This is a genomic window from Paracoccus seriniphilus (assembly GCF_028553745.1).
Lineage (GTDB): Bacteria > Pseudomonadota > Alphaproteobacteria > Rhodobacterales > Rhodobacteraceae > Paracoccus > Paracoccus seriniphilus.
The window spans coordinates 1,352,245-1,370,252 of sequence record NZ_CP067129.1 but is presented as its reverse complement, the minus strand read 5'-3'; the positions used below and the strand labels follow the sequence as shown (position 1 = coordinate 1,370,252).

Here is an 18,008-nt window from a genome sequence, read left to right as displayed (position 1 = left end):
CCGCGCCCTGCCCGGCTATGACCCTTGCGCAACCGCGGGCGGATTGGGCATCCGTTTGCCGCGCCTGGGGCGCAACAGCTTTGGCCCATATAGCAGTGCAAACCCCGCAAAGCCGATGATCCACAGCAAGGCGGACAGATGCAGCGCCGCCACCGGCACCCATGGAAGCCCGGAGATCACGCGAAGCAGGATCGAGACCAGAAGCGACAGGAAAATCGCCGCGGTTCCCGCCCCTGCCTGCAATGGATAGCCGGTATGCCCCAGGGTCGCACGGCACATCACCGCCAGTGTCATCATGCCGATCGCCCCGGCCAGCCAGACGTGGCGCGCGGCAGGGATGGACAGCAGGCCGAACTGCGCCAATCCCTCGGCCAGAAAACCAAGCGCCAGGAATCCATATGCGAGATGCAGAACCCACAGCAGCGGCTCGCCCAGAACCTGCCCACCGCACCAGCGCGACATGCGCCACAGATGCGCCGTTCCACATGACAGCATGATCCAGCGCAAGACGGCATTCTCGGGCCGGATCACGAAGGTCAGCAAAGTCAGGGCAGTCAATGCCAGCACCACGATATCGGCGCGCTGGAAACCATGGGGCAAACGCCTGGCTCCGCGCGCTGACAACCAGTTTCGGGTAAAGCTGGGGATGATCCGCCCGCCGATCAGCGCAATCAGCATCAGCGCCGAGGCCAGCCCCAGCCGCATTCCGGCATCGTCAAAGGCAATGCCGGACAGATGCGCCTCGACATGAAACAGTGCATTGCCGGCCCCGTAGCTCAGGACCAGCACGACCACCGGAAGATTGCGCCAGTTGCGCCCGCGAATGACCTCGCGCGCCAGAAAGAAGACAAGCGCAAGGACCAAGGCCAGATCCACAGCCAACACGACTGGCCATGCCAATGCCCCTGACAGGGCCATCGCCACGCGACCAGCCAGCCAGAGCAGAACCAGCACCGCCAGCCGCCCCCCCATCACCGGCAAGCGTCCGGTCCAGTTCGGCACAGCCGTCAGCACGAAGCCGGCAATGACCGCTGCAAGATAGCCAAACAGGAACTCATGCGCATGCCATGTCACCGGATCAAAACGCATCGGCAGGCTTGCCATGCCGGTCAACATGGCAAGCCAGCATATCATGGCCAATACGGCCCAAAGCGCAGCCGCAAGAAAGAACGGCCGGAACCCGTAGCAGAGCACCGACGGCCCCCGATAGTTTCGCAGCGCTTCCATGGTTCCGGACATTCTTGCCTCCTGTCAGGCAGCCAGGTTTTCATCGGCCGGGCCAAAGAACTCGTAATGGATCCGATCCACGGGAACCCCCGCCCCCGCCAGGTCCGAAACGAAATTGCGCAGGAATGGTTTTGGGCCACATAGATAGATGTCGGCTTCCTCCAGCGGGGTATTCTCGCGCAACCAGTCCAGCGTGATCCGCCCCGGATTGGCATGTTCCTCTCCGGCGAAATCTTCATAGAAGGTGGCCACCTGCGTCTTGCCATGACGCTGCGCCGCGGCGCGCACCTGCCCGTCCAGAGCGTGGCGCCTCGCGTCCCGGCTCGCATGAACATACCAGGTCGGCAGATTGCCATGTCGCGCCGAGATCTGTTCCAGCATGCTGACCATTGGCGTCAGGCCCACGCCGCCGGACAGCAACACGACCGGGCGCTCGGGCTGTTCGGGCAGATGGAAATCACCTGCGGGCGGCGTGGCCTCGATTACCGCGCCGATCTGCGCATGCTCATGCAGGAACCCCGAAGCTTCGCCATTCGGCTCACGCTTGACGGTAATGCGATAGTATTCATCATTGGGCGCGCAAGAGATCGAATAGTTGCGCTTGACCCCTGCAAGCCCTGCCTCGTCAAAGCGCAACGTCAGATATTGGCCCGGACGATGTGGCACGACCTTTCCACCGTCCTGAGGGCGCAGAATGAAGGACATGATGTCCTGTGCCTCCACCCGCCGCTCGGTCACGCTGAAACGGCGCCAATCCGTCCAGCCTCCCGGCTGCGCCATGATTTCCCTTCTGATCTGGGCTTCACGTCCCTGCAGGATCTCGGCCAGCATCCAATAGGCCTCGCCCCATGCCGTCAGGATCTCGGGCGTCGCCGCATCACCGAGTTCCTCGGCAATGGCTTCCAGCAAGGCCTTGGCGACATGGGGGTAGTGTTCGGGCAGGATGGCATAGCCGATATGCTTTTGCGCCATCCTTTCCACCGCTGGAGCCAGGGCCCCCAGATCGTCGATATGCTTTGCATAGGCCAGCACGGCATTTGCCAGCGCAAATCGCTGCGCGCCGCTTTTCTGGTTGGCCTGATTGAACAGCGCCGCGATCTCGGGGTCGCGAAACAGGCGGCGATACATGGTTTCGGTGATCCTGGGACCATGCGCCTCCAAGGCGGGAATCGTTGCTTTCACCAGAGCGACAGTTTCGGGCGAGAGGCTGGCAGACATGGGGATCTCCTTATCATGTATTTAAATTACATCTTTAATCTCCATATACATGCATTGACGATACATCTAATGTGACAAAATGAAGCTGTCCCGCTATACCGACTATGCCCTGCGCGTGTTGATCCAATTGGCGACGCAGCCTGATCGCCTGATCTCGATCAGCCAGATCGCGGCGACCTATGACATTTCGCAAAACCATCTGATGAAGATCGTGCAGGATTTGGGTCGGGCCGGATTTGTCGAAACCCAGCGTGGGCGCAACGGAGGCCTGCGGCTGGGGCGGCCCGCCGATCAGATCACCATCGGGGCGGTGGTTCGCCACACCGAAACTCAGACAGCCATCGTCGATTGCAGCACCTGCCTGATAGCACAGGGCTGCGGCTTGCCCCGCATGTTCAGCGAAGCACAGCAGGCGTTCCTGGCCGTTCTGGACCGCTATCGCCTGTCTGATGCGGTGATGAATTCAGACGAGTTGATGGGCATGTTCCAGGCGGGCGAACAGCAGATCAACCTTCGCCAACCGTGACTGCTTGCCGGTCAGCGGCGCCAAGCCGCGCCAGTTCTCCGGCCAGATCCTGACAAAGCTGGTTCATGCGTTCCGGGTCGCTCTCTCGCTGTGCCTGGATCTTGAGTCCGAAAATATAGGTCTGCAGGCGACGGGCTACCCGCTCTGGCTCCAGCGACTGCGGCAGCTCACCGGCGTCCTGCGCTGCACGCACGGCTTCTGTCAGTGACTGTTGCACGCGGTCAAGATGCGTTCTGACAATATCACGCAGTTCGCCTTCCTGACTGACCTCCAGCAGCGACTTCACCAACATGCAGGCCGTGGAAGGCTTGTCGCGAGGCGTCAGATCGGCCAGCGACAGAAGCTGCTTCTGCAAGCCGGTCAGCGCCGAATCCGCCCCGCTGACCGTCGCCTGCATGTCATCGGCCATGCGCGCGGCATATCGGTCAAGCGTAGCGCGAAACAGCGCCTCCTTGCTTTGAAATGCGGCATAGATCGAACCCGGTTTCATCCGCAGGGTCGTCTCGAGATCCTTCAGCGAGGTGGCATGATAGCCCTTGCGCCAGAACAGCGTCATGGCGGCGTCCAGCGCCTGTTCCCGATCATATGAAGGTGTGCGTGCCATGGGACACAGTTATAGCCCCCTTCGCCGCGCCGGGACAGCCCTTCGACACGCATTTGTGAGCGATTGCTCAAATTAATTATTGAGTGATCGCTCATTATATGCGAGTGACGGCACATCCAATGAGAAAGCAAGGCCAGACCATGACCGATTTTCAGCGCTATGACGCCACCAATGCACCGGAAGCCTCGCTTCCGCTGATCGAGAAATCGCAGAAGGCTTTTGGCCGCCTGCCCGGCCTGCATGCCGTGATGGCGGGCTCGCCTGCCCTGCTGGAGGGCTATCAGGTCCTTCACCGGCTGTTCGCCGAAGAAACCGCCTTTGACGCTGATGAAAAAACCGTCGTCTGGCAGACCATCAACGTCTATCACGAATGCCATTACTGCGTTCCCGCTCATACCGGGATTGCCAAGATGATGGGCGTCAGCGACGAGATCTCGAACGCCCTGCGCGATGAAACGCCCCTGCCCAACGCCAAGCTGGAAGCGCTGCGCGACTTTACGCTTGCCATGCTGGACAGCCGCGGCAACCCCAGTGAAGAGCAAATGCAGGCATTCCTGGACGCCGGTTATGAACAGCGTCACGTTCTGGACATCATTCTGGGCCTTGCCCAGAAGGTAATGAGCAATTTCACCAACCATGTCGCACAGACGCCGGTGGATGAGGTGATGCAGAAATTCGCCTGGACCAGAAAAGCCTGAAACCCTGATCTCTGAACAACATTTCAAGGCCGGCGGCAAAACCGTCGGCCTTTGTCATTGCGCTTGGTGAAATACGATTGATTCGCGACATCACTGCAATGAATTTGCAATCGCTGTCCCGGTTTCCTGCCGGGAACTCATGCTCCACCGCCCTGAAACACTGGGAGGAAAATCAGCTTCCCTCGCAGGAATCTGCCCGTCCTGAGCACGCCCAGATGCTTTATTGCAACCGGTTGCATTATGTGGCAAGGTCTCCGACAGCGAACGGGTAAGCTGGACAGCGCCTCTCTTCCTTTTGGGGGCAAGGCGCCACGACAGCCGGGGACGATCGCGAACAAAAGGTGGAGGAAAAGCGTGATGAAAACCCTTATCGGCGCCAGTGCCGTTGTTCTGGCCATGACTTCGGCCGCGCATGCCGAAAAGATCGGCGTGACCATGGCGGCATTCGACGACAACTTCCTGACCGTGCTGCGCGCCGGCATGCAGGAACACGCAGCAGAACTTGATTCCGAATTGCAGCTGGAGGACGCCCAGAACGAAGTCGGGAAGCAGCTGAACCAGATCCAGAACTTCGTTGCCAGTGGCGTGGACGCCATCATCGTGAACCCGGTGGACACCGACGCCACCATCCCGATGACCCAGCTTGCCGAACAGGCCGGCATCCCGCTGGTCTATGTCAATCGTGAACCCGTCAACCTGAAACAACTGCCCGCGAACCAGGCCTATGTCGGCTCTCAGGAGATCGAGGCCGGCAACCAGCAAGGCCAGCACGCCTGTGAACTGCTGAAAGCCATGGGCAAGAGTGAAGCAAATGTCGCCATCCTGATGGGCGATCTGTCCAACCAGGCCGCCCGTCTCAGAACGCAGGGCGCGGAAGACGTCTTTGCCACCGATGAGTGCAATTTCATCAAGGTCGTCGAGAAACAGACCGCAATGTGGCAGCGCACGCTGGGGTCGGACATGGTCACCAACTGGCTTTCCACCGGACTGCAACTTGACGCGATCCTGGCCAATAATGACGAAATGGCCGTTGGTGCGGCACAGGCCCTGCGCAATTCCGGCGCGGATTTCGACCAGATCGTCGTCGCCGGTGTCGACGGCACCCTTGATGCCAAGGCCATGATCCAATCCGGCGAAATCGATCACACCGTCTTTCAGGACGCGGTCGGCCAGGGCTATGGCGCTGTCGAAGCCGCAGTCGGCCTGGCCCGCGGCGAAGAGGTCAAGCAGATCACCTATATCCCATTCCAGCTGATCACCCCCGAGAACCTGGATCAGTTCGCATCGAGCAACTGATCGGGACTTGATCCGTCGGCAGGGCTGCAAGGGCCCTGCCGGCTTCAAGGGGACGGAATCACCAAGGGAGAAAGAGGATGCTTGACGCAGGCGTTGAACCCGCACGCGAAAGTTTCAAAGGGGAATTCATTCTGGAGGTGGACCACGTCCGCAAGGAATTCCCGGGCGTCGTCGCGCTGGATGACGTGCAGTTGCGCATCAGGCCAGGCAGCGTACATGCGCTGATGGGGGAAAACGGTGCAGGGAAATCGACGCTGATGAAGATCATCGCCGGTATCTACAGCCCCGATCGCGGTGAAGTGCGCTTTGCCGGAAAACCATTGAACATCCGCACCCCGATTGACGCATTGAATTCGGGGATCGCGATGATCCATCAGGAACTGAACCTGATGAATTCCATGACCGTCGCGGAAAATGTCTGGATCGGACGCGAACCGCGCAATGGCTTTGGCCTGATCGACCACGCCAAGATGAACCGCATGGCTGCCGATCTGTTCGCCGATCTCAACATCAAGCTGAACCCCCGGGCGATGGTCGGCGATCTGACCGTTGCCCAGAAACAGATGATCGAGATCGCCAAGGCGGTGTCATATAATTCCGACGTGCTGATCATGGACGAGCCGACTTCGGCCATCACGGAAAGCGAAGTCGAACATCTGTTCCGCATCATTCGCGATCTGCGCGCCAAGGGTGTCGGCATCGTCTATATCACCCACAAGATGGACGAGCTGTTCGAGATCGCTGACGAGCTGACCGTGTTCCGAGACGGCAAATACATCACGACCGTCAAGGCGACCGATGTGACACGCGATGACATCATCACCATGATGGTGGGCCGCGAGATCACCGACATGTTCCCCAAGATCGACTGCGAGATCGGCGAGGTCACGCTGGAGGTTCGCAACCTGAGCCGCGAAGGGCAGTTCAGGGACGTCAGCTTCCAGCTCCACAAGGGCGAGATCCTCGGCGTGGCCGGACTGGTCGGATCAGGTCGTTCCGAAGTGGCCGAATCCGTCTTTGGCATGCATCCCGCCGATTCCGGCGAAATCCTGATTGACGGCAACCCTGTCGACATCCGCAATCCGGGCGAGGCAATGCGCCACGGCATGGCCTTCCTGACCGAGGACCGCAAGGAAAGCGGCTGCTTTCTGATCCTCGACTGCCAGGAAAACGTCCAGATGGCGCTTCTTGCGCAGGGCAAGGCCGACCGTTTCGGTTTCATTGACGGGCGCAGGGTCGAAGGTCTGGTGCAGGAATACATTCAGAAACTGCGCGTCAAGACACCGGGACTGGCCGAAACCGTGCAGAACCTGTCGGGCGGCAACCAGCAAAAGCTGTTGATCGCGCGCTGGCTGCTAACCAATCCCAGCATCCTGATCCTCGACGAGCCGACCCGCGGCATTGACGTCGGGGCCAAATCCGAGATTCACCGCCTGATCACGCAACTGGCCGCACAGGGGGTGGCGATCCTGATGATTTCATCCGAACTGCCCGAGGTTCTGGGCATGTCGGACCGGATCATGGTCATGCACGAAGGCCATGTCAGCGGTTTCCTGGATCGGTCCGAAGCCGATCAGGTCAGCATCATGCAGCTTGCGGCGAAGTAAGCGGGAGGAAAATTTTCGATGACGACGACAGATATCAATACGGCGCAAGCGGTGCGCAAGACTCGCCGGATGCCGGCCGAAGTGAACATTCTGCTGGTTCTGGTAGGGATTGCGCTTCTTTTCGAAATCCTGGGCTGGATCTTTCAGGGCCAGTCATTTCTGGGCAACATGGCACGCCTGAAGATCATGATCCTGCAGGTCTCGGTGATCGGAATCATCGCGGTCGGCGTGACACAGACCATCATCACCGGCGGCATTGACCTCAGCTCGGGATCGCTGGTCGGCGCGGTCGCCATGGTGTCGATGTCTCTGGCACAGACTGGCGCCTATGGACTGGACCGCGTGCTCTACCCCGGCCTGACGGACCTGCCGGTCATCATTCCGGTCGCCGTGGGTCTGCTGGTCGGTCTGGCCGCAGGTTTCGTCAACGGCTGGCTGATCGCCTATACAAAGATCCCCCCCTTCATCGCCACATTGGGGATGATGGTCGCTGCCCGCGGTTTCGCGAAATGGTACACCAAGGGCGCTCCGATCTCTTTTCCGACGGAATCCTTCGCCTTTATCGGCTCGGGGATGATGCCGGTACTGATCTTCGTGATCGTGGCAGTCATCTTCTACATCCTGATGAAATATACCCGTTACGGCAAATTCACCTATGCCATCGGTGCCAATGAGGTCGCCGCGCGGGTTTCGGGCATCAATGTCGAACGCCAGAAGGTCAAGATCTACATGGTTGCGGGCCTGCTGTCGGGTCTGGCCGCCATCGTCGTGGCCGCACGTGGCCAGACCGCCCAGGCGGGCATGGGCCTGATGTATGAGCTTGATGCCATCGCCATGGCCGTCATCGGGGGCACATCGCTGACCGGGGGACGGGGTTCGATCCTCGGCACGGCCATCGGCATGGTGATCTTCGGCGTGATCATCTCGGGATTCACCTTCCTGCGGCTGGACGCCTATTATCAGGAAATGATGAAGGGCGTGATCATTGTCGCGGCAGTCATCGTGGATACCTATCGCCAGAAAAAGGGCAGCAAAAGCTGACGACCAACGCGCCGGGGTTCGCCCCGGCGTTTATCATTCCCGCGAATTCATGAGATGGAGGAGACCATGAAGAAACACACTACCGCCATGGCATTGGCCACCGGACTTTCCCTGCTGGCAACAACAGCCCTTGCAGATACCCGCATCGGCGTTTCCATGACCAGCTTTGACAACCCTTTCCTGACCATTCTGCTGAATGGCATGAAGGAAGAAGCGGCCAAGCATGATGACCTGGAGCTGATCCTCGAGGATGCACAACTCGATGTGCCGCGCCAGTTCAATCAGGTCGAGAACTTCATCGCCAATGGACTTGATGCAATCATCGTCAATCCGGTCGATGGGGCGGCCTCGCTGCGCATGACGCAGGCGGCGCTGGATGCAGGCGTTCCGATTGTCTACGCCAATCACCCCCCTGCCGAACACGCCAATATGCCCGCCGGGTCGGCCTTTGTCGGCTCGAATGAGGTCGAATCCGGCACCATGCAGACCGAAGCTGTCTGCGAGATGCTGGGAGGCAGTGGCAATATCCTCGTGCTTGTCGGCGCGCTGGAAAACGAATCCGCCATTGTTCGCACCAAGGACATCGAGGACGTGATTTCAAAGGAACCCTGCACCGGCATGAAGATCCTCGACAAGCAGGTCGCCAACTGGAACCGCACGCAGGGTGCCGATGTCACCGCCAATTGGCTGACGACCGGCATGGAATTCGACGCGATCATTGCCAACAATGACGAAATGGCCATCGGCGCCATCCAATCACTTAAATCCGCGGGCGTGCCGATGGATGATGTGATCGTCGCGGGCATTGACGCCACGCCCGACGGGCTGGCCGCCTTGCAGGCGGGGGATCTGGATGTGACCGTCTTCCAGAACGCGCGTCGTCAGGGCATCGAATCCGTCAAGGCGGCGCTGGACATGGCCGCGGGCAAAGAAGTCCCCGGCAATATCTGGGTTCCCTTCGAGCCGGTCACCTTGGAAAACATCGCTGACTTTCAGTAATCCATAGGGCGACGAAGCCTCACCTCCCGCTTCGTTCCCGAATGGTGGCGGCCCGTTCCGGATATCACCGGGCGGGCCGTCTTCATTCCTGCTGCCCGCTTGTAATGGATGTCGGGCTCATCCCCGATCGATACGCGGGGCACCATACTGTCCATGCATGAAAAAGGGGGCGCAGAGCGCCCCCTTGTCAGTTCGATGCCACCGGGATGTCAGCGGAACATCGGTGGGCGGGCATCGACCCAGGCACCACCCTGTTTGGCCGAATCCACCGAGTAATGCACCGCGGCCATCGAGCGAACACCATCCGCGGCCACCGGCAGGCTGTCACGGGCTTGCCCCTGAATCGCATCTGCCAGATCGCAATAGATGTTCGCCACGGCCATCGGGAAGCCCTCGGGGTGGGCAATCGCCACGCGCGACAGGCGGGTTGCCTCATCATACAGACCGCCCTCACCCTTCTCGATGATCTGCGTGCGCCCGCCAACGGGCGTATAGATCAACTGGTTGGGCTGCTCCGAGAACCAGCGCAAGCCACCGGTTTCCCCGAAGACCTGAATCTCGAAGCCATGCTGACGGCCGATGGCCACCGATGACGTCCACAACCGGCCGACGGTGCCGCGCGACATGCGGAAATTGACCATGGCATCATCTTCCAGCTCGCGGCTGGCAATGCAGGACGCGAAATCCGCCGACAGGGTCTCGACCTCGTCATTGCAGATAAAGCTGGCCATATGCAGCGCATGGATGCCGCAATCGGCAAACTGGCCGGAAACTCCGGCCATCGCCGGATCATAGCGCCAGCGCACACGCGGATTGTCGGCATCCGTCGCATCGCCGTGATGGCCGTGGCTGAAGGCGGTGACGACCAGACGCACCTTGCCGATATCGCCATTGGCGACCATGGCCCGCGCCTGGCGCACCATCGGATAGGCCGAATAGCAATAGTTCACGGCGCAGATCTTGCCGGTCTTTTCCGAGATCCGGACAAGTTCCTCGCCCTCTTCGACGGTCACTGTCATCGGCTTTTCGCAAAGCACGTTGAAGCCGGCTTCCAGGAATGCCTTCGAGATCTCGAAATGGGTCGAATTCGGCGTCGCCACCGTGACCAGATCGACGCGATCTTCGCGGTCGCGCTCTCCCTGCAGCATTTCCTTCCAGTCACCATAGGCACGATCTGCCGCAACGCCCAGACGCTGTGCATATTCACGCCCGACCTCGGGGCGATGGTCCAGGGCTCCGGCGGCCAGTTCGAACCGCCCGTCAGCCAATGCGCCAAGACGATGTGCCGGGCCGATCTGGCTGCCTTCGCCGCCGCCGATCATGCCCCATTTGAGTTTGGTCATGAGAACGCCTTTCCTAATGACGGATCACTTGAATCCGATCGATTCCAGATATTGACGGTTCAGGATCGAATCCTCCATGGGCGTCACATCCATGGTCGGATCGCAATCCTGTTCGACGGTGCACCAGCCTTCAAAGCCTGCATCCAGCAAGACCTGGCGCACGGCCGGGAAGTCGACATCCCCCTGCCCCAGCTTGCAGAAGATTCCCTGTCCGCAGGCGTCATAGAATCCGGTCCGCTTGGCGATGACATCCGCCTTCACCTTGGGGTCGATATCCTTGAAGTGCATGTAGGAGATCCGGTCGACGTGGCGCTTCATGAAGGCCACGGGATCGAAGCCCGCATAGGAATGGTGGCCGGTGTCAAAGCAGATCTTCAGGATCTTCTCGTCCACTTCGGAAAGCAGGCGCTCCAGCTCGGGTTCAAAGTCGATGAAACCTGCCGCATGTGCGTGGATGCCGACGGTCAGCCCGTATTCCTCGGCACCGATCCGGGCCGATTCCGCAATCCGGTCGCGGAAGGCAACCCATTCTGCCTTGTCCATCTGTTCGGCCTCATCCGCGCGACCGGCGGTCGGCGCACGGCGTGGCGAGATGGAATCGATCAGCACCATGTTCTTGGCGCCATGGGCTTTCAGCGCCTTTGCCGTGCGATGCGTGGCGTCCAGAACGTCATCCCAGGCTTCGGGATCGTGATAGGGGCGGAAAACCACCCCGCCGATCAGTTCCAGACCATATTTGTCCAGCGCCTCGCCCAGAATGGCCGGATCTTCGGGCATATAGCCGACGGGACCAAGCTCGATCCCCTTGTATCCGGCTTCGGCGCATTCGCGCAGAACGGTTTCCCAGGCCGGGTTGCGGTCGTCATTTGCAAATTCCACACCCCATGAACAGGGGGCGTTTCCGATACGAATAGTCATGTCGTGCCTCTCAGAAGCTCGGTTTCAGATTAAAGATCCTGCCATGTCCGGCTGCGTGCCGATTCGATGGCGGCATGAATGACGCGCACGACATCCAGCCCGTCGCGGAAGGTCGGCCAGCGCGGCGTCCCCTCTGCGATCGCCTCGAGGAAATCCTTGGCCTCGATGATGATCTGATCCTGATATCCGGTGCCATGCCCCGGCCCCAGGCAAAAGGGGCGATAGTCGGGATGGGCCGGACCGGTCAGAATCTTGGTATATCCACGCTCGGCTTCGGGACCGGTTGCACGGTACAGCCACAGGGAATTCTGATCCTCTTGATCGAAACGGATCGCGCCCTTGGTGCCGTGGATTTCATAGGCATAGCCCATCTTGCGCCCGGTCGCGATGCGGCTGGAATGCAACTGCCCCATGGCGCCATTGGCGAAACGGACCATCATCTGCACCTGATCGTCATTGGTCACCTTGCCGCCCGGACGTTCGTGATGAACGGTCTCAAGCTCGGCCACCAAGGATTTGATCGGCCCCATCAGCGCCAAAGCGGCATTCAGCATGTGCGGCGCCAGATCTCCGATCGTGCCATTGGCCATGCCCTCGGTCCGCCAGGTCGCCGGAGACTCGGGGTCGGACAGGAAATCCTCGGCATTTTCACCACGGAACCAGGTGATTTCGCCGATCGCACCTTCGCGCAGCAATTGCCTTGCATATTGGCTGGCCGGAGTACGGATGTAATTGTACGCGACCATATTGACCTGACCGCTGGCCTCGGCAGCGGCGACCATGGCCTCGGCATCGGCCAGCGACGCCCCCATCGGCTTTTCGCACATCACCGGCTTGCCCGCGGCAAAGGCCGCCTCGGCAATCTCGCGATGCAGTTTCTGCGGGGTCGCAATGATGATCGCGCCGACCCTGGGGTCGTCGATCACCTCGCGCCAGTCGGCCGTGGCGCGCTGATAGCCAAAAGCCTTGCGATAGCGTTCCGCCGATTCGGCGCTGGTCGCGGCGATCATTTCCAGACGTGGTCGCAACCGCGTGTCGAAAACGGCCCCGACAGCAGCCATGGCGACAGAATGGGCCTTGCCCATGTAGCCGCCGCCAATCATGCCAATCCCAATATCTGTCATTCGAATCCGCTCCTCCTCAGATTCAGTTTGCAACCGGTTGCAAAAGTTGTATCCTCATGCCCGGGATTGCGCAAGCGGCAATCGTTCCGGCGCCGCATGCAAAGCAAAATAGGGATGGAGACATCATGACAGACAGGACGTATCGTCTGACGACGGCTCAGGCCATCGTGCGCTGGTTGGCAAATCAGTTCATCGAGATCGACGGCGAGGAGTATCGCCTGTGCGGCGGCGGCTTTGGCATCTTTGGCCACGGCAATGTGACCTGCCTGGGCGAAGCGCTGTATGAACATCGCGAAGAACTGCCGCTGTATCGTGGTCAGAACGAACAAAGCATGGGTTTCGCCGCAGCGGCCTATGCCAAGCAATGGCTGCGCCAGCGCTTCATGCTCTGCACCGCCTCGGCCGGCCCCGGCACATCGAACCTTGTGACCTCATCGGCGCTGGCACATGCCAACCGCCTGCCCATGCTGATGCTGTGCGGCGATGCCTATGTCACCCGCCTGCCCGATCCGGTGCTGCAGCAGATGGAAAATTTCAACGATCCGACCTTCGGCGTGAATGACGCGTTCCGGTCGGTCACCCGCTATTGGGATCGAATCACCCATCCGGCGCAGATCCTGAATTCGCTGCCCAATGCACTGGCTACCATGCTGGACCCCGCTGACTGCGGCCCGGCCTTCATCGGCCTGCCGCAGGACGTGCAGGGCTGGGCCTATGACTACCCCGAGGAATTCTTCGCCAAGAAGGTCCACCGGATTCGCCGCCAGGCACCCGACGAGGCCGAAATCGCCGATGCCGTCGCCCTGCTGAAAACAGCCAAACGTCCGGTGATCATCGCTGGCGGTGGTATTCAGTATTCCCGTGCGGTTGCCGAGCTGACCGAATTTGCCGAAACGCTGCAGATCCCCGTGGTCGAAACCATTGCGGGCCGCGCGAACCTTCTGGCCACCCATCCGCTGAATATCGGCCCGGTCGGCGTCACCGGCTCGGATTCGGCCAATGCCGTCACCGAACGCGCGGACGTGGTCCTCTGCGTCGGAACGCGGCTGCAAGATTTCACGACCTCTTCCTGGACCGGCTTTGCCGGGGATGCGAAGCTCATCTCGCTGAACGTCGGGCGTCATGACGCGGGCAAGCACATGTCGATGCCGGTGGTGGGTGACGCGCGCCTGGGCCTGACCGCGCTGCAGGCCGCCGCTGCGGACTACCGTGCCCCTGCCGATTGGGTCGCCTTTGCACAGGATCAGCGCAAGGAATGGGACGCCTATGTCGCGGACAACACCGCGATCGAGGGTCGGACGAACTCCTATGCGCAGGCCATTGGCGTGGTGAACGCGCTTTGCGATCCGCGTGACCGCATCGTGACCGCATCCGGTGGCCTGCCTGCCGAGGTGACCGCCAACTGGCGCACGCTGGACATCGGCACCGTCGATGTCGAATTCGGCTTTTCCTGCATGGGCTATGAAATCGCCGGCGGTTGGGGGGCACGCATTGCACAGGCCGAACGCGAGCCCGAGCAGGACACCATCGTCATGGTCGGCGACGGAGCCTATATGCTGATGAATTCAGACATCTATTCGTCGGTTCTGACGCGCAAGAAGATGATCGTGCTGCTGCTGGACAATGGCGGCTGGGCGGTCATCAACAAGCTGCAGAACAATACCGGGAATGAAAGCTTCAACTGCCTGTATGAAGATGCGCCGACCATTCCCGAACCCTTCGACGTCGATTATGAATCCCATGCCCGCGCCATGGGGGCCATTGCCGAAACCGTCTCTGATGCCAGCGAACTGGCCGAGGCATTCAAACGCGCAAAAGCTGCCGACCGGACCTATGTGATCTGCATGAAGGTCGAAGCCTATGGCCGCTGGACCGACAAGGGACATGGCTGGTGGGAATGCGGCACGCCCGAGGTCTCGAACAGCGAACGTGTCCGCGCCGCCCATGATGACTGGGAATCCGGTCGCGTCGCGCAACGGAGAGGTGTGTGATGAACGCCCTGATCGACGCAATCCGCAAGAACAGCTTTCTGGTCTTCGGGAGGGCGGGCATGGACATGTTCGCCACCCCGGAAGGCACGAAAAGCGAGCATGCCGAGAGTTTTCGCGCTGATCTGGGTGGCTCTTCGGCCAATATCTGCGCCGGGCTGTGCAAGCTGGGTGCCGAATCGGCGCTGGTGACCTCGGTTTCCGATGATGCAGTCGGGCGGTTCTGCCTGAACCGGCTGCGCCACTACGGTGTCGATACCCGTTACATCCGCTCGATCGGCGGGGAATACCGGACCTCTCTGGCGGTCTATGAAAGCTGCATCGAGGATTTTCAGAACGTGATCTATCGCAACAACGCGGTGGATTTTCAGGTCACGAATGAAGATGTCGACCAGCCTGATTACGCCGCATTCGGTGCGCTGATCACCGCTGGCACGGTCTTTGCGGCGCAGCCCTCACGCGGATCGACCTTCCGGGCCTTTGAAAACGCCCGCAAGGTCGGCATGCCGGTGATCTTCGACATCGACTATCGGCCCTATTCCTGGGTTTCGGCCCAGGACGCCGCCGAGGTTCTGTCGCGCGCCGGTGATGAAAGCGATCTGATCGTCGGCAATGATGAGGAATTCGGCTTCATGGCCGGCGACATGGACAAGGGGCTGGAAAAGGCGCGCGAGCTTGCCCGCCGCCCCGGTCGGATCGTCATCTACAAGATGGGCCAGCACGGCGCGATCACCCTGGCCGATGGACAGGAGATCCGCACCGGCATCTATCCCGTCACCGCCGTCAAGCCCAATGGCGCGGGCGACAGCTTCATGGCTGGCTTGCTGGCCGGGCTGGCCGAAGGTCGCGACCTGCGCGAGGCGGTGCTGCGTGGCTCGGCCTGCGCCTCGATCGTGGTCTCGCAGCCGGGTTGTGCCCCGGCGATGCCGACGACCGCCGAACTGGAAAATTTCCTTGCTACACATCCGGGCCCCACAGCGGCCTGACGAAAGGGCAACACATGCATATCCCCCCCTATGACAACCAGAACAAACCCATCGTCGATGTCGAAGACTCGCTGGTGCCGTTGAACTATTTCAACATCGTCAAGCTGAAGAAGGGCGAGGCCTTCGAATACAGCGTGCCGGGCTATGAAACCTGCATCGTTCCCGCCACGGGCACCGTGGATGTGGACGTCGAGGGCGTGGCCTTCCCGTCCCTGGGCAATCGCGGTGTCGATGTCTGGGACGGAGAGCCGGAAGGTGTCTATGTCCCCGTCGGTGCCAAGGCCCAGATGGTCTGCACCTCGGATGAGACCGAAGTCTTCATTGCCGGTGCCAAATACGACAAGGTCCTGGATCCCTTCGACGTTCGCGCCGACGGCATCGACCTGGTGCAATACGGCAGCGATGACACCAAGACCCATCGCAAGATCAAGCATATCCTTGGCCAGAAACAGCATGACAAGGTCGGCCGGCTGCTGGTGTCGGAACTGTTCACCGTCGGTCAGGGTGGCTGGTCGGGTTTTCCCTCGCACAAGCATGACACCGACCGCCTGCCGCTGGAAACGCGGCATGACGAGACCTACAACTTCCGCTTCCGGCCCAATCACGGTTCCGGTCTGCAGATGCTGCAGCGCGAAGACAATCTGCCCGGAGACGCCTATCACATCGTCGACGGCTCGACGATCAAGCTGGACAAGGGCTATCATCCCTGCTGCGCCCTGCCCGGCTATGAGATGTATTACTTCACCATCCTTGGCGGTCTGTCACAGCGTTCGCTGGTGCAATACTTCCAGCCGACCCATGCCTATCAGGTTGAAACGATCCCCGGGATCAAGGACATGGTGGCAAAGTTCAAATGACGCTGGCAACGCTTTCAGATGTATTGCAACCCGCGCTCGGGGGCGGCTATGCCGTCGCCGGGCTGGTTACCCTCGGCTGGGAAGAGATGCGCGCCTATGTCGCCGCCGCCGAGGCCGAGAACTGCCCGGTCATCCTTCAGGCCGGACCGGGCTGTCGCGCGCATACGCCGCTGCCCGTTCTGGGACGGATGTTCACCTATCTGGCCGAGAATGCCAGCGTCCCGGTCGTGGCGCATCTTGATCACGGCTATACCCATGAGGAATGCCGCATCGCGCTGGATTGCGGTTTTTCCTCGGTGATGTTCGACGGATCGCGCAAGCCTCTGCAGCAGAATATCGACGAAACTGCGGCGATTGCGCAGATGGCCCATGAAGCGGGTATTTCCTGCGAAGGAGAAATCGGCTTTGTCGGTTATTCCGGAGGCGAGGCCTCGGCGGGAACCGATCCGGCCGAAGCGGCGCGCTTTGCGCGGGAAACCGGCGTCGATGCCATGGCGATCTCGGTCGGAAACACGCATCTTCAACAGGAAAGCGGAGCTGGCCTGGACGAAGAGCGCATTCGGGCCATCGAGGCCGTGACCGAGGTGCCGCTTGTCATCCATGGCGGGTCCGGCGTGCCGGATGAGCAGCGGCTGAAGCTGGCGCGCACATCGCGGATCTGCAAGTTCAATATCGGGACCGAGCTGCGCATGGCCTTTGGTGCCGCATTGCGCGAGGCGGTGAACCGTGATCCGACCCGTTTCGATCGGGTGTCGATCCTGTCAGAGACCCATGACCCGGTGGTCGCCGCGACCCGGCACGTGCTGCGCACGATGAAAGCCTGATACTGGCGAAAGACGGATCCGGCCGGAAGTTTCGGCCGGATCCCGGACGCTGGCTGCCGATTGCGGCATGATGCCCTGTGGCGCGAGGCCGGAATGACCCGGCCCCGGCGCAAACATCAGATCATGTTCAGGGCGGATTTGTACATTTCCAGAAGTGCCTCTTCTTCCGCGATATCGTCGCGGTCGCGTTTGCGCAGGGCGACGATCTTCTTCATGACCTTGGTGTCATAGCCGCGCGCCTTGGCCTCGGCCATCACTTCCTTCTGGCGTTCGGAGATATCCTTCTTTTCAGCTTCCAGTTGCTCGAACTGCTCGATGAACTGGCGAAGTTCATCGGCGGCAACGCCGTAGCTGCGATCTTCCGACATGGTTTCCTGTCCTTTCCTTCGTTTCCGGGCCTGCCCATATGCGGTCAGACTGTTAGGCTCTCTTGTTCCCGTGCGCAATCGCGGCTAGGCCCTTCTGGCTGGAACATGACAGAAAGACATAGGCCAACATGACTGTTTTTGACTGGGTGATCTGGGGTGGCGCCGCGCTGACCATTGCGGGATTGCTTGCCCTGATCTGGTGCATCGTCACCGTCGCCAAGGCGCGCCGTGCCGGGTTGGACGATGCGCAGTTGCGCGTACGCATGCGCGGGGTTCTGGCCGTCAACATGGGCGCGCTGGCCGCTTCGATGATTGGCTTGATGCTGGTTGTCATCGGAATCGTGCTGGGCAAGTAGGCCCGCCGAGGCAGATCGCGGATGGCAG

The 18,008-nt window shown here is 60.6% G+C and carries 18 protein-coding genes; 11 read left to right on the top strand and 7 right to left on the bottom strand.

The window, feature by feature from the left end; genetic code table 11:
- Nucleotides 1-15: 15 nt before the first annotated feature.
- Together JHW44_RS06690 and hmpA are read right to left on the bottom strand one after the other, a co-directional pair.
- A complete protein-coding gene (locus JHW44_RS06690; RefSeq protein WP_089345426.1) occupies nucleotides 16-1,239 on the bottom strand; it encodes an NnrS family protein in 1,224 nt (407 codons plus the stop codon).
- Nucleotides 1,240-1,251: 12 nt separating this feature from the next.
- Nucleotides 1,252-2,445: an NO-inducible flavohemoprotein gene (hmpA, locus tag JHW44_RS06685; protein ID WP_089345427.1), complete on the bottom strand. Its 1,194-nt coding sequence runs from the start codon at nucleotides 2,443-2,445 to the stop codon at nucleotides 1,252-1,254.
- A 79-nt stretch (nucleotides 2,446-2,524) separates the two neighbouring features.
- On the opposite strand from hmpA, the gene JHW44_RS06680 reads away from it, so the two are divergent.
- Nucleotides 2,525-2,971, top strand: coding sequence for an RrF2 family transcriptional regulator (locus JHW44_RS06680; protein ID WP_089345428.1), 447 nt, complete (start codon nucleotides 2,525-2,527; stop codon nucleotides 2,969-2,971).
- Here the strand turns inward: JHW44_RS06680 and JHW44_RS06675 are convergent.
- Nucleotides 2,952-3,575 carry a TetR/AcrR family transcriptional regulator gene (locus JHW44_RS06675; RefSeq protein ID WP_089345429.1) on the bottom strand — a complete coding sequence of 208 codons (624 nt, stop codon included), beginning with the start codon at nucleotides 3,573-3,575 and terminating at the stop codon, nucleotides 2,952-2,954. The genes JHW44_RS06680 and JHW44_RS06675 overlap by 20 nt on opposite strands.
- 140 nt (nucleotides 3,576-3,715) lie before the next feature.
- On the opposite strand from JHW44_RS06675, the gene JHW44_RS06670 reads away from it, so the two are divergent.
- From JHW44_RS06670 to JHW44_RS06650, 5 genes are all read left to right on the top strand, one after another.
- Nucleotides 3,716-4,273, top strand: coding sequence for a carboxymuconolactone decarboxylase family protein (locus JHW44_RS06670; protein ID WP_089345430.1), 558 nt, complete (start codon nucleotides 3,716-3,718; stop codon nucleotides 4,271-4,273).
- A 357-nt stretch (nucleotides 4,274-4,630) separates the two neighbouring features.
- A complete protein-coding gene (locus JHW44_RS06665) occupies nucleotides 4,631-5,569 on the top strand; it encodes a sugar ABC transporter substrate-binding protein (protein WP_089345431.1) in 939 nt (312 codons plus the stop codon).
- 77 nt (nucleotides 5,570-5,646) lie between these two features.
- Nucleotides 5,647-7,176 (top strand): sugar ABC transporter ATP-binding protein, encoded by a 1,530-nt coding sequence (locus JHW44_RS06660; RefSeq protein WP_089345432.1) that lies wholly within the window; start codon nucleotides 5,647-5,649, stop codon nucleotides 7,174-7,176.
- Between the two features lie 18 nt (nucleotides 7,177-7,194).
- Nucleotides 7,195-8,217, top strand: a complete 1,023-nt coding sequence (locus tag JHW44_RS06655) for an ABC transporter permease (protein WP_089345433.1) — start codon at nucleotides 7,195-7,197, stop codon at nucleotides 8,215-8,217.
- 66 nt (nucleotides 8,218-8,283) lie between these two features.
- On the top strand, nucleotides 8,284-9,216 hold the full coding sequence (locus JHW44_RS06650; RefSeq protein ID WP_089345462.1) for a sugar ABC transporter substrate-binding protein: 933 nt from the start codon (nucleotides 8,284-8,286) through the stop codon (nucleotides 9,214-9,216).
- Nucleotides 9,217-9,425: 209 nt separating this feature from the next.
- On the opposite strand, the gene JHW44_RS06645 is transcribed toward JHW44_RS06650, so the two are convergent.
- Genes JHW44_RS06645 through JHW44_RS06635 form a run of 3 tightly spaced genes read right to left on the bottom strand, consistent with a single transcriptional unit; the run spans nucleotide 9,426 to nucleotide 12,601 of the window.
- Nucleotides 9,426-10,559: a Gfo/Idh/MocA family protein gene (locus tag JHW44_RS06645; RefSeq protein ID WP_089345434.1), complete on the bottom strand. Its 1,134-nt coding sequence runs from the start codon at nucleotides 10,557-10,559 to the stop codon at nucleotides 9,426-9,428.
- A 24-nt stretch (nucleotides 10,560-10,583) separates the two neighbouring features.
- Nucleotides 10,584-11,477, bottom strand: coding sequence for a TIM barrel protein (locus JHW44_RS06640; RefSeq protein WP_089345435.1), 894 nt, complete (start codon nucleotides 11,475-11,477; stop codon nucleotides 10,584-10,586).
- Nucleotides 11,478-11,506: 29 nt separating this feature from the next.
- On the bottom strand, nucleotides 11,507-12,601 hold the full coding sequence (locus JHW44_RS06635) for a Gfo/Idh/MocA family protein (RefSeq protein WP_089345436.1): 1,095 nt from the start codon (nucleotides 12,599-12,601) through the stop codon (nucleotides 11,507-11,509).
- A 125-nt stretch (nucleotides 12,602-12,726) separates the two neighbouring features.
- On the opposite strand from JHW44_RS06635, the gene iolD reads away from it, so the two are divergent.
- The 4 genes from iolD to JHW44_RS06615 are packed head-to-tail and all read left to right on the top strand — an operon-like array spanning nucleotide 12,727 to nucleotide 17,256.
- Nucleotides 12,727-14,592: a 3D-(3,5/4)-trihydroxycyclohexane-1,2-dione acylhydrolase (decyclizing) gene (gene iolD / locus JHW44_RS06630; protein WP_089345463.1), complete on the top strand. Its 1,866-nt coding sequence runs from the start codon at nucleotides 12,727-12,729 to the stop codon at nucleotides 14,590-14,592.
- Entirely contained in the window at nucleotides 14,592-15,575 is a 984-nt protein-coding gene (gene iolC / locus JHW44_RS06625; RefSeq protein WP_089345437.1) for a 5-dehydro-2-deoxygluconokinase, read from the top strand. Before iolD ends, iolC begins: the two co-directional genes overlap by 1 nt.
- Nucleotides 15,576-15,589: 14 nt before the next feature.
- Entirely contained in the window at nucleotides 15,590-16,432 is an 843-nt protein-coding gene (locus JHW44_RS06620; protein ID WP_089345438.1) for a 5-deoxy-glucuronate isomerase, read from the top strand.
- Nucleotides 16,429-17,256 carry a class II fructose-bisphosphate aldolase gene (locus JHW44_RS06615; RefSeq protein WP_089345439.1) on the top strand — a complete coding sequence of 276 codons (828 nt, stop codon included), beginning with the start codon at nucleotides 16,429-16,431 and terminating at the stop codon, nucleotides 17,254-17,256. Before JHW44_RS06620 ends, JHW44_RS06615 begins: the two co-directional genes overlap by 4 nt.
- A gap of 116 nt (nucleotides 17,257-17,372) precedes the next feature.
- Here the strand turns inward: JHW44_RS06615 and JHW44_RS06610 are convergent, their stop codons facing one another.
- Nucleotides 17,373-17,624 (bottom strand): DUF2312 domain-containing protein, encoded by a 252-nt coding sequence (locus tag JHW44_RS06610; RefSeq protein WP_089345440.1) that lies wholly within the window; start codon nucleotides 17,622-17,624, stop codon nucleotides 17,373-17,375.
- Between the two features lie 128 nt (nucleotides 17,625-17,752).
- Here JHW44_RS06610 and JHW44_RS06605 point away from each other — a divergent pair, with 128 nt between their 5' ends.
- A complete protein-coding gene (locus tag JHW44_RS06605; RefSeq protein WP_089345441.1) occupies nucleotides 17,753-17,980 on the top strand; it encodes a hypothetical protein in 228 nt (75 codons plus the stop codon).
- Nucleotides 17,981-18,008 lie beyond the last annotated feature (28 nt).